Source organism: Pseudomonas protegens (assembly GCF_003732485.1).
Lineage (GTDB): Bacteria > Pseudomonadota > Gammaproteobacteria > Pseudomonadales > Pseudomonadaceae > Aquipseudomonas > Aquipseudomonas protegens_B.
In genome coordinates this window covers 195975-208130 of sequence record NZ_MOAK01000082.1, presented here as the reverse complement: position 1 = coordinate 208130, position 12156 = coordinate 195975, and the positions used below count along the sequence as shown (strand labels likewise).

General features: G+C 63.3%; 11 protein-coding genes. 5 read left to right on the top strand and 6 right to left on the bottom strand.

From position 1 onward, the window contains the following. Positions 1-98 precede the first annotated feature (98 nt). From BLX41_RS26650 to BLX41_RS26640, 3 genes are all read right to left on the bottom strand, one after another. Positions 99-692, bottom strand: a complete 594-nt coding sequence (locus BLX41_RS26650) for a DUF3156 family protein (RefSeq protein WP_123727305.1) — start codon at positions 690-692, stop codon at positions 99-101. Beyond that, positions 658-2178 (bottom strand): APC family permease, encoded by a 1521-nt coding sequence (locus BLX41_RS26645; RefSeq protein WP_123727360.1) that lies wholly within the window; start codon positions 2176-2178, stop codon positions 658-660. Before BLX41_RS26645 ends, BLX41_RS26650 begins: the two co-directional genes overlap by 35 nt. 240 nt (positions 2179-2418) lie before the next feature. Beyond that, entirely contained in the window at positions 2419-3906 is a 1488-nt protein-coding gene (locus tag BLX41_RS26640; RefSeq protein WP_123727304.1) for an aldehyde dehydrogenase family protein, read from the bottom strand. A gap of 618 nt (positions 3907-4524) precedes the next feature. Here BLX41_RS26640 and BLX41_RS26625 point away from each other — a divergent pair. The 5 genes from BLX41_RS26625 to BLX41_RS26605 all read left to right on the top strand — a co-directional run bounded on the left by BLX41_RS26625 (position 4525) and on the right by BLX41_RS26605 (position 9809). Beyond that, entirely contained in the window at positions 4525-5859 is a 1335-nt protein-coding gene (locus BLX41_RS26625; protein ID WP_123727301.1) for an aspartate aminotransferase family protein, read from the top strand. 168 nt (positions 5860-6027) lie between these two features. Continuing rightward, positions 6028-6702 (top strand): helix-turn-helix transcriptional regulator, encoded by a 675-nt coding sequence (locus BLX41_RS26620; protein ID WP_123727300.1) that lies wholly within the window; start codon positions 6028-6030, stop codon positions 6700-6702. Between the two features lie 89 nt (positions 6703-6791). Beyond that, positions 6792-7607: a molybdenum cofactor biosynthesis F family protein gene (locus tag BLX41_RS26615; RefSeq protein WP_123727299.1), complete on the top strand. Its 816-nt coding sequence runs from the start codon at positions 6792-6794 to the stop codon at positions 7605-7607. 61 nt (positions 7608-7668) lie between these two features. After that, positions 7669-9051 carry an aspartate aminotransferase family protein gene (locus BLX41_RS26610; RefSeq protein ID WP_123727298.1) on the top strand — a complete coding sequence of 461 codons (1383 nt, stop codon included), beginning with the start codon at positions 7669-7671 and terminating at the stop codon, positions 9049-9051. Further along, positions 9048-9809, top strand: a complete 762-nt coding sequence (locus BLX41_RS26605) for an SDR family oxidoreductase (protein ID WP_123727297.1) — start codon at positions 9048-9050, stop codon at positions 9807-9809. Before BLX41_RS26610 ends, BLX41_RS26605 begins: the two co-directional genes overlap by 4 nt. A gap of 96 nt (positions 9810-9905) precedes the next feature. On the opposite strand, the gene BLX41_RS26600 is transcribed toward BLX41_RS26605, so the two are convergent. From BLX41_RS26600 to BLX41_RS36360, 3 genes are all read right to left on the bottom strand, one after another. Then, entirely contained in the window at positions 9906-11000 is a 1095-nt protein-coding gene (locus BLX41_RS26600) for a polyamine ABC transporter substrate-binding protein (RefSeq protein ID WP_123727296.1), read from the bottom strand. Between the two features lie 47 nt (positions 11001-11047). Further along, entirely contained in the window at positions 11048-11389 is a 342-nt protein-coding gene (locus BLX41_RS26595) for a cupin domain-containing protein (RefSeq protein WP_123727295.1), read from the bottom strand. A 57-nt stretch (positions 11390-11446) separates the two neighbouring features. Beyond that, a partial coding sequence (locus BLX41_RS36360; protein WP_259745211.1) for an FAD-dependent oxidoreductase occupies positions 11447-12156 on the bottom strand: 710 nt, incomplete at its 5' end.

Genomic DNA, 12156 nt, shown 5'->3' with positions numbered 1-12156 from the left:
ATTAACATGTTATCTATTTACCAGGCAAGGAGCCTGACAACATGGATAGTCTGTTATGGCTTAAGCAGGGTGTATGCCAGTGTTTATGGTTATGTCGGTCAGAATTCTCGTAGAAGCTTGTACAACTCAGTGAAGCTGCCCAATAACGCCACCCGCTGTTCAGCACTCAAGCGGATATAGCGTCTGAACCCCGGTAAACGATTGACCACCTCGCTGGCGCCAAAGTGTTCAAGGCGCACTTGCCAGCCCTGTTCATCCCGCCACAGCTCAAGGTGCTTGAAGTCCAGCGGCAGCAGGCGCTCCAGCAACGGCTGCTCACTGCACAACCTCTGCAGCAGGGGCGCCCATTGCTCTGCCTCTCCCGCAAGCAATCGCGCGGCGACGCCCTGTCGACGAATCGCCCCGGTGTGGCGCAGGCCGATCCGCGCCTGTCCCGGACGCTCGCTGGGCACCCGCAACCGCCACTCACAAACCACGATATGCATCAGGAACTGCGCCTGGGGACGCTCCCGCACTTCGAACTCCAGAGCACTTTGTGGGCAGTGGAAAACACCACGCCCAACAGAGCGAGGGGTGAAATCCAGACCCGCCAGATCCCGTCGCACCTGCCCCAGGGTGACCCCCGGGCGATAGCCCGAGGGTGCCCGGTGCCAGAATTCAAAGAGGTTTTGTCGCCAACTTGAAAGGTTCATCAGACAGGTTCTCCCGAGGGCTTGGGACATCTTCCGGTGCAAGGTTCAGCGCCTGTTCCAGCACCTCCTCCACCGGCACCGGACGAAACGGATTGACCTTCTGCACCAGCAAGGTCCAGACCAGCGCGTAGATAGCGGTCAGGCCCAACATGCTGCCGAAGGGCACATAGATATCCCGTGGATTCATCCCGGGGGGGGTGATGAACCACATGCCCAGGAGAATCCCCACCGAAGACAGGATCTGCGGCAACGGAAACCATGGCGATTTATAGGAACGCGGCAAATCCGGCCGGCGGATGCGCAACATCACCACCGACAAGGTGACCAGCAGGTAGGCGGTGCTCCAGGCACAGACCGCCGCCAGCACCAGGTGCATGATGCTGTCGGTGCTGCCACCCAGCCACCAGGCGTGCAGGCAGGGAATCAGGACCGCCACGGCGATGCACAGCAGCGGTGTCTTGAAGCGTGGGTGCAGATAGGTAAAGACCTTGGGCAATGCACCGTCCAGGGCCATGCCATAGAGAATCCGCGGCAGGCCGGCCATCAGCGTATTGATGGTTGCGGCACCGGCAAACAGCAGGCCGATCCCCAGCCAGATACGGCCGAACGGCCCCATGATCTGCTCGGCGAAATGCGGGATGGCCATGGGCGTATCCAGCAAATGCACGCTGCCGTCCTCACTCAGGGCAATGTTTTCCACCTGACGCTTCATGGCCGCGCCATAGATGAACATGCAGACCGCGACGCCTACCAGCCCCAGGGCCATGGCACGGGGAATGGTCCTGGCAGCCTTGCGCACATCCGGGGTCAAGGGAGTGACGAACTCGCAGCCGACGAACATGAACATAGCCATACCCACCAGGGACAGGATGGTCGACAGATCGGTCCCCACCATGGAAGCGCCGAACCAGCCGTCGAGCTCCACCGCCGGGGCCTTGATGACCCCGAGCACGCCAAAGATGATCAGGGTGGTCCACATGCCGAAGGTCAGGATCACCTCGGCGCGACTGAAGGCAGTGATGCCCACCGCGTTGAGCAGGCCGAAAAACAGCACCAGCCCGACACCCACCAGCCAGGCGCTGCCGCTCTGCTCCAGCAGGGTATTGAGGGATTCGAAATTCACCAGGGCCATGACGCCGCTGAGAATGGTTTCCGCCGTCCCGGCAAACACATGCACGATCAGGTAGGCGGACAAGGTCCCGGTGATGGCGAAGAAACGGCCCAGGCCACAGGCCAGGTAGTCATAGACCGAGCCATTGGTGGGCAACAGGCAGGCCGCTTCGGCGAACGTTGTGGATTGCGCCAGCATCATCAGCAGGGCGATCACCATCGCTGCGGCGAACGCTCCACCACCGATACCGAACCCGGTGGTGGCGGTCAGGATCACCGGGCTGGCCATGATCAGGCCCACGGCACTGGCCAGCGCCGTGGGAAAGCCGACCACGCCCTGATCCAGGTGGTGGTTGAGTCTGTCGTTGAGCGACATGATGGTAAACCTCGAAAGCATGGGTTGATGATTGTTGTTCTAGGCATTTCAAGGGCACGCCCGGCAAGGGCGCAGAGCTTGGCTGTCTGACGCAGCTGAAATCATGTTCACGCCCCGTAGACGCTGGCTTGCCAGCGAAGGCGCCCATGAGAGTGACGCCTGTCTCGGGGGCCTCTTCGCCGGCAAGCCGGCTCCTACAGTCAACCGGCTGGCCGGCAAAGGCGTCTGCGTGGGGCGCGCTCAATAAGCGATGCACACCGATTTGTTCTCGGTATAGGCCTCGATGGCCGCATGGCCCATCTCGCGCCCCATGCCCGATTGCTTGTAACCACCGAAGGGCATCGACGGGTCCAGCATGTTGTGGGTGTTGACCCAAACGGTGCCGGCCTTGATCTGGGGAATAAGCTGCATGACCTGGCTCAGATCGTTTGACCAGATACTCGCCCCCAGCCCGTACTGGTTGTCATTGGCCAGGGCCACCACCTCCTCCAGAGAATCGAAAGGCGTCGCGACCACCACCGGGCCGAAGATCTCCTCGCGCACCAGCTGCAGGTTGGCGTTGACGTTGGCCACCACCGTGGGACGGACATAAAAGCCCCGTTCGCCATGGGCGACTCCACCACAGAGCACCCTGGCACCCTCCTCGACCCCGCGCTGGACCATCTGCAGCACGCGCTTCTGCTGTTTGGCAGAAATCAGCGGATTGATCTGTGCCTGCTCGTCCAGCCCCGGACCAATGCTCAAGGACTCGGCGATGGCGACCAGGCGTTCCAGCACTTCGGTGTAGATCCCGCGCTGGATATACAACCGCGAGCCCGCCGTGCAGACCTGTCCCTGATTGAAGAAGATGGCCCCGGCCGCCCCAGCGGCAGCAGTCTGCGGATCGCAGTCGTCGAGGACGATCACCGGCGACTTGCCACCCAGCTCCAGGGAGAAGCGCGTCATGTTGTCCACCGCAGCGTGGCCGATCAGCTTGCCGACCTGGGTCGAACCGGTGAACGCCAGCTTGTCGATCCCCGGATGGGCAGCCAGCGCGGCACCGGCCTGGGCACCACTGCCGGTCACCACGTTGACCACGCCGGGGGCAATCCCCGCTTCCAGGCAAAGCTGGCCGAGGCGCAGTGCGGTGAGCGGGGTCTCGTCGGCGGGCTTGAGCACCACGGTGCAGCCGCAAGCCAGGGCCGGGACGATTTTCCAGATGGCCATCAGCAATGGGAAATTCCACGGCACAATGGCTCCCACCACGCCCACCGGCTCCGGCACCGTATAGGCCCGGTACTGTGCCCCCGGCACCGCGGCGATGGACACATCCAGGCTCTTGCCTTCGATCTTGGTGGCCCAACCGGCCATGTAGCGGGTGAACTCCGCCGCCGCACCCACCTCCAGGGCCCGGGCCAGATGGATCGACTGGCCGTTGTTGAGGGTCTCCAGCTGTGCCAGCTGCTCGCCATTGGCTTCCAGCAGATCCGCCAGCTTCAACAACAGGCGCTCGCGATCGGCGGGACGCAACGCCTTCCAACTGCCTTCGAAGGCCCGGCGCGCGGACCCCACCGCCAGATCCACATCGGCCTGGGCGGCGGCGGCAACCTGGGTCAACTGCTCGCCACTGGCGGGGTTGTACACCGGCATCCGCGCGCCGGAGAGTGCTGGCTGGCTGAGACCGTCAATCAGCAGACCGTGCTGACTGTCTATGAATGCAGCGACACGTGGGTCGATGGCAACGCTCATCTTGATTCCTCGCAGGTAGACCTTGTTCGAGGTGGACTTTGAGCCCAAAGTCGGATGCCGTCTTGATCCTGGCTGCCGCAAAACTTGGCCCTGGCTGCCAGAGGCAGCGGCACCTACGCTGGCCGTAGGAGCCGGCTTGCCGGCGAACAACCCCGAAAGTCATGCAGCGCCCGGGCCGACGCCTTCGCTGGCAAGCCAGCTCCTACAGCAGTCAGATACACCGTGCAGTTCCCTGTAGGAGCCGGCTTGCCGGCGAACAGGCCCGAAAGTCATGCAGCGCCCAGGCCGACGCCTTCGCTGGCAAGCCAACTCCTACAGCAGTCAGATACACCGTGCAGTTCCCCGTAGGAGCCGGCTTGCCGGCGAACAGGCCCGAAAGTCTTGCAGCGCCCAGGCCGACGCCTTCGCTGGCAAGCCAGCTCCTACAGCAGTCAGATACACCGTGCAGTTCCCTGTAGGAGCCGGCTTGCCGGCGAACAGGCCCGCAAGCCTTGCGCCGCCCGCCAAGCCGCCACTGGCAGCCTGGGTCAAATGTCCTGGCACACAGAGGCAAGCCAGGAGCCCGCAAATGACGCACTAATAGCTCCACGCTGTCCGTGCGTTTTCAGGAGACTCAACGTGAGCGAAGCAAGCCGTTTCTGGCACCCCATGCTGCACCCCAACGAAATGAAGCAACGCGAACCGATCCGCATCGTCCGTGGCGATGGTTGCTATGTCTATGACGACAAGGGCCACCAGCTGGTGGATGGCGTTGCCGGGCTGTGGAACGTCAACGTCGGCCACAACCGCAAGGAAGTGAAAGCGGCCATCACCGCCCAACTCGATGAGCTGGAGTATTTCCAACTGTTCGACGGGGTCAGCCACCCTCGCGCCGAAGAACTGTCCCAGGTGCTGATGAACCTGCTGGAGCCCGAGGACATGTCCCGGGTGTCCTTCAGTTCCGGCGGTTCGGATGCCATCGAAAGTGCCCTGAAGCTGGCCCGCCAGTACTGGAAGCTCGAAGGACAGGCCGACCGCACCAAGTTCATTTCCCTGCGCCAGGGCTACCACGGCACCCACTTCGGCGGTGCCTCGGTCAACGGCAACACCGTATTCCGCCGCAACTACGAACCATTGCTGCCCGGTTGCTACCACATCGACACGCCCTGGCTGTACCGCAACCCCTACAGCCAGGACCCGGAAGAGCTGGGCAAGATCTGCGCCGACCTGCTGGAGCGGGAGATCCAGTTCCAGAGTCCGGACACCGTGGCCGCCTTCATTGCCGAGCCAATCCAGGGCGCCGGCGGCGTGATAGTGCCACCGGCCAACTACTGGCCGCTGATCCGCGAAGTCTGCGACAAGTACGGTGTCCTGCTGATTGCCGACGAGGTGGTCACCGGCTTCGGCCGCAGCGGCTCGATGTTCGGCAGCCGCCTGTGGGGAGTCAAACCCGACATCATGTGCCTGGCCAAGGGCATCACCTCGGGCTACATCCCCCTGGGCGCGACCGTGGTCAACCGGCGAATCGAGGCTGCCTTCGAGAAAAACGCCAACTTCACCGGCGCCATCATGCACGGCTACACCTACTCCGGGCACCCGGTGGCCTGCGCTGCGGCCCTGGCCTGCCTGGACATCGTGGTCAAGGAAGACCTGCCGGCCAACGCGGCGAAGATGGGCGACTACATGCTGGACAAGCTGCGGCCCTTCGTCGATCGCTTCGACACCGTCGGCGAGGTGCGGGGCCAGGGCCTGATGCTGGCCCTGGATCTGGTGGCGGACAAGACCACTCGCGAACCCATCGACCCCATGAGTGGCTATGCCAATCAGGTGGCACAAATCGCCCGGGACAATGGCGTCATGGTGCGTCCAGTGGGCACCAAGATCATTCTCTCGCCGCCCTTGGTGATCCAGCAGCCACAGGTGGATGCCATAGTCGATGCCCTTGCCCAGGGGTTGAGCAAGGCCCGCCGCTAATCGTTGCAACAGGCTGCGGTCGAAGAAACAGCGATCGCAGCCTGCACTGCATCCCTGCTTGCCAGGCGCCTCGCTCCTGGTTTTCACTCGCCCTGACACGGACAGCGCCCCCCGTAGCAGCCCCCAACCACCCGAGCCACTGCCCAACCGGCAGCCAGGAGCTTTCCCATGATTGCGCCCACTTCCTTGCCCGGGGCCCATGAACTGGGGCAACGCTGCATCGCCGCCTTTACCCGGGTGGTACCCGCCACCCTCTGCGCCTTCTACCGCATCGACCCGGACCTGCAGGCCCGGGATTTCTCGCTGTACCGCATGCCCGAGCCAATGCACCAGGCCTATTTGCAACGCTACCGCCACTACGACCCGCTGCAGCCACGCAACTGCGCCGCCGCCGGGCGCCCGGTGCTGTCGCTGCACATGGGCATGGCCCAGCAGGGCCGTCATGCAACCGAGGTCTACCAGGGATTCCTGCAACGCTACGGGGTACTGGATGTGGTGGAGATTCTCGCCTGTGATGGTGAACGGCCCGTCGCCGGCCTGTCGTTGCTGCGAGACAACGCCCTGGGGCATTTCAGTGTCGACGAACTGGGCACCCTGCATGCCTTGCAGGGCCTGTTGGAAATCGCTGCCCTGGCACCCTACTCCCAGGTCGACGAACGTCTGGCCAACCTCACCCCCAGGGAGCGGGAGATCGCCTGGCTGCTGCGCGATGGCGCCGACAACAAGAGCATCGCCAGGCGCCTGGACCTCGGGCTGCCCACGGTCAAGACCCACCTGATCAACCTGTTTCGCAAGGTCGGGGTCGGCAATCGCACGGAACTGGTGAGCGCGCTGTTCTTGTAAAGGGCCACCGGCTCAACCATTCGGTTGATGGGCAGCACCGGCTCCCAGGCAGAACATGGAGCTCTTCTTCCCCGGACAAGAGCCTTGCCATGAATCAGCAACCTGAATGGATCACCGTCGGCGCCCTGGCGGACGGTTTTGCAGACGACAATCACATCCTTGCGAGGGTGGGTGATCTGTCCGGCCGTACCTTGACCCTGCATTTCGACAATGGCTGGCAGATCGAACACCACTTCGCTGCCGACACTCTGCGCTGGAACAACGTCGGCCAACCTGCCAGTGACGATCTGCCCTATCGCGCGACCTCGATACGCCCCGGTATCTACCTGGTGGATTTTCTCAAGCAGGAGCAAGGCCAGCCCCATTCGGTGAGCCTGATCCTCGATCTTGAGCGCCAGTGCTTCACCGCCGTGGTCGGCCAGATGCCGAGCCAGGCCGAATGCAGCGTCGACCTGTTCAGCCGGGCCCTGGCCGGCGGGGAGCTGACCTCGGTCAAGGCGCAGTTCCTCCACGGCGCAATCGATGCCGTGCCCACTACCGATACTGCGCGACATGCGCCCACCGCCGAATTGATCGGCCTGCGCAATCAGTATGTCTACAGCGCCAGCGAGGCCTACGAGCACATCTACCTGAATGCCAATTTCTATAGCTGGCAGTGCCTCAGAGGTGTCGAGCAAGGCCTGGCGGACACCGACCGCTGTCACTACTACAAGATCGCCGAACAGCTGTACCTGTTTGTCTGGCGCGAGAAGATCGTCCCGACCCTGGGCCTGGTGCTGATCGACCTCAAGGCCGGACGTACCGACGGCAAGATATTCGGCTACCAGGGTGCAGACTTCAGCCATGCCGCCAACTTCCCGGTGGGCGCCCTGGCCCAGGTACTCAACCGAACCCTGCACCCCTGATTCCGTACCGCTGCTGGCTTGTCCTAGCGCCAGCCTGCAGCGCTTTTCACAGGACACTCCCATGACTCTGGGCCTCGATCTGCAACGCGTCGCCAGCTGCTACCAGTCCGAACTGCAGCTGTTTGCCGAGCAACACCCGCGCTCCGGCGCCTTCTATCAGGAAAACCTCAAGCACTGGCTGTACGGCGCGCCGCTGCACTGGATGCAGCAATGGCCCGGCACCTACCCGATCATGGTGGCGGACGCCAGCGGCGCGACCCTCACCGATTGCGACGGCCACCAGTACGTGGACTTTGCCCTGGGCGACACGGGCGCCATGTTCGGCCATGCCCAGCCGGCCGTGGCCGCAGCCGTTGCCGAACAGGCCCTGCATGGCTCGACGCTGATGCTGCCCACCGCCGACAGCCTGTGGGTCGGCAAGGAGCTGACCCGGCGCTTTGGCCTGCCCTATTGGCAGGTCACCACTTCAGCCACCGATGCCAACCGCTTTGTCCTGCGCCTGTGCCGAATGATCACCGGACGGCAGAAGGTCCTGGTATTCAACTGCAACTACCACGGCAGCGTCGACGAATCCCAGGTGGAGTTCGACGCCCAGGGACAGATGATTCCCCGCGACGGTGTGCACGCCAACGGCTTGCAGCACGCGTCCACCACCCGACTGGTGGAGTTCAACGACCTGCCGGCCCTGGAAGCGGCCCTGGCCCACGGCGACGTGGCCGCAGTGCTGACCGAGCCCTTCATGACCAACGTCGGCATGGTGCCACCGGCCCCGGGCTTCCATGACGGCTTGCGGCAGTTGACCCGGCGTTATGACGTACCGCTGATCATTGACGAAACCCATACCCTGTCCTGTGGGCCGGGGGGCTATTGCGGCAAACATGGCTTGCAGCCGGACTTCTTTGTCCTGGGAAAATCCATCGCCGGGGGCATTCCTACAGCCGTCTGGGGCTCCAGCCAGGCCATGGCCGAACGAATCTGGCGGGTACTGCCGCATTTCCAGCCGGGCCAGGCGATCAACCACTTCGGCTTCGGTGGAACCCTGGCCGGCAACGCCCTGCAAATGGCCGCCATGCGCGCCACCTTCAGCGAAGTGATGAACGATGAAAACTACGCACGCATGTTCCGCCTTGCCGAGCGCCTGCGAGCCGGCGTCGACAGCATCATCAGCAAGCACGGCTTGCCCTGGCATGTGACCCGTATCGGTGCCCGGGTCGAATACCTGTTCATGCAGCAGGCCCCGCGCAACGGTGGCGAAGCCCACCACGCCCGCCACGGTCTGATCGAGGCGTACCTGCACCTGTACCTGCTCAATCGCGGGGTGCTGTTGACCCCCTTCCACAACATGGCCCTGATGTGTCCGGCCACCAGCGAGGAGCAGGTCGACCTGCACAATCGTCTGCTGGACCAGTGCCTGGCCCAGATCCTGCCAGGAGCCCAGCCATGAGCCAGGATGCTCGCGGGCGCATCGCCCTGATCACCGGCTCGGGCCAGGGTATTGGCCGGGCGATCGCCCAGGTGTTCGCCGCCAGGGGCGCCAAGGTCATGCTGGCCACCCGCAGCGCGGCGTCAGGCGCCGAAACCCAACGCCTGATTCGTCAGGCCGGCGGGACGGCGGAGCTGCTGACCCTGGACCTCGGCACCCGGGCAGCCGCCGAACAGGCGGTAACGGCGACCCTGGACGCCTTTGGCGGCCTGGACCTGCTGCTGCACAACGCCGGGATCTTTCCCATGCAGAAGCTGGCCGAGCTTGAGGAGCAGACCCTAGACAGCACCTTGGCGGTCAATCTGAAAAGCTGCTTCTGGCTGACCCAGGCCGCCTTGCCGGCGCTACGCCGGGCCCGAGCACCACGGATCGTCGTCACCTCATCGGTGACCGGTCCACGCACGGCAATTCCCGGACTGGCCCACTACGCGGCGTCCAAGGCCGGGGTCAATGGCTTCATTCGCGCAGCGGCTCTGGAACTGGCGGAATACGGAATCACCGTCAACGGCGTCGAGCCCGGGCTTATCGCCACCCAGGCCATGGACAACCTCGGCGACGCCTCGACCCTGGCCCGGGGCATTCCCCTTGGGCGCCTGGGAACGCCTGAGGACATTGCCTACGCCATGTTGTTTCTGGCCTCGCAACAGGCCGGCTACATCACCGGGCAGACCCTGATAGTGGACGGCGGCGCCCTGCTCCCGGAAAACAGCCAATTGTAGGAGCTGGCTTGCCAGCGAAGGCGTCCTCAAGGACAGCGCTTGTCTCTGGGGCTTCTTCGCCGGCAAGCCGGAGCCTGGATCCTGGGGCGATGGGGATCAGCTGCCGCTGCGGATCTTGTTCCACAAGCGGGTGCGGATACGGTCGATGTCCAACGGCATGGCCTCCAGGGCAAACAACTTGTCCATCATGGCCGGGCTCGGATAGACCTTGGTGTCGTTCTTGATCGCCGGGTCGACAAGACCGTCGGCTTGCTGGTTGCCATTGGCGTAATGCACGTAGTTGCTGATGCTGGCCATCACATCCGGGCGCAGCAGGTAGTTCATGAAGGCGTAACCGGCCTTCTCATCCGGTGCGTCCACCGGCATGGCCACCATGTCGAACCAGATCGGCGTGCCTTCCTTGGGAATCGAGTAGCCGATCTGCACCCCGTTCTTCGCTTCTCTGGCCCGGCTCTCCGCTTGCAGGATGTCTCCGGAGAAACCCACCGCCACGCAAATATTGCCGTTGGCCAGGTCGCTGGTGTACTTCGACGAATGGAAGTAGCTGACATAAGGCCGGACCTGCATCAACAGCGCCTCGGCTTTCTTGTAGTCCGCCGGGTTCTTGCTGTGGTGTGGCAGCCCCAGGTAGTTCAAGGCCGTGGGAATCAGTTCGGGGCCGTTGTCGAGAATCGCCACCCCGCACTTCTGCAGCTTCTGCATGTACTCGGGCTTGAAGATCAGGTCCCAGGAGTCCAGCGGTGCGTCATCCCCCAGCACTTCCTTGATCTTGGCAACGTTGTAGCCAATCCCGGTGCTGCCCCACAGGTACGGAAAACCGTGCTGGTTGCCCGGGTCGTTGACCTCCAGCGCCTTGAGCAGCACCGGGTTGAGGTTTTTCCAGTTGGGCAGCTGGCTCTTGTCGAGCTTCTTCAACGCCCCGCCCTGGATCTGCCGCGCCATGAAATGGTTGGAGGGGAACACCACGTCGTAACCGGATTTACCGGTCATCAACTTGCCGTCCAGAGTCTCGTTGCTGTCATAGACGTCATAGGTGAAACCTGTCCCGGTTTCCTTCTGGAACTGCTTGGTGGTGTCTGGGGCAATGTAGTCCGACCAGTTGTAGATCTTTACCGTGTCGGCGGCCTGGGCCAGGGAAGCACCCAGGAACAACGGGCTGAGTAACAGCAACGTGCAAGTCTTGCGGATCATGAGTCGATACCTGTGGCTGGTTTTGTTATTGGCAGGCAATCAAGGGATCAGAAAATCAAGACGTAGGTCTTGCGCACCGTTTCCTGGATATCCCAGATTCCGGTGCTGTTGGCCGGCAACATCAGTGCATCGCCGGCTTCTATGTGCAGGGGCTCGCCATGGTCGGGAGTGAAGGTGCAGCGGCCCTGGATGAAATGACAGAACTCCTGGGCGACGATCTGTCGCCGCCAGCGCCCCGGGGTGCATTCCCAGATCCCGGTTTCGACCCCGTCGCTGCGTTCGACGGCGGTCACCGATGTCACGGCCACGGGCGTCCCCAGGGGCACGGCGACCGGTGCCGACTCGTCCAGGGTGACCGTTGCGGTGTGCTTGAATTGCGTGATGCTCATGGCTCTACCTTTCGCTGGAAAACCCGAACGGACATCGTTCGGTGCAAGAAACCCGACTCAGTGCATGAAACCTTCCATGAACCCGGCGACCCGGCTGGCCATGCGCCGCCGCCATGGAGGCGATGTCGGGTTGGCCAAGGTCTGATCCTCATGGACAAAACTGCGAATGATCGCGTTGTAGCCCAGCCAGCGGCAGGGTTCAGGCTCCCAGGCCCGCAGGGCGTCGAGGCCGCTTTGCGCCAGCACCCAGGGCTGGCGGACCAGGGGGCTGTCGTGCTGGAGAATCAGGTCGGCCAGGGTCCGGCCACCCAGATTGCTGGCGCCAACGCCCTCGCCGCCGTAACCGCCGGACAAGGCGATGCCCTTGCGCCGGTCACACAGCATGTGCGGCTTGAAGTGCCGGGACATGCCCAGGTTGCCGCCCCAGGAATGGGTGATGCGCACGTTCTTCAGTTGCGGGAACAGCTCGCCGAACAGGTAGCGACGTAGCTCAACCTCGTCCCGGCTCAGGTCGAAATCGTGGCGCAGCTTGCTGGCGAACTGATATCCGCCCCGGGCACCAAATACCAGGCGGTTATCCATGGAACGCTGACCGTAAGTGACCTGACGGCTGCTCTCGCTGAAGGCCTGGCCCTGGTTCAGACCGATTTCGTCCCAGGTCGATTCCGGCAGGGGCTCAGTGGCCACCAGCAGGCTTTGCACCGGCAACTGATAACGGCCCAGGGGCGGCAAGGTCACCGAGTACCCCTCCACCGCCGGCACTATCC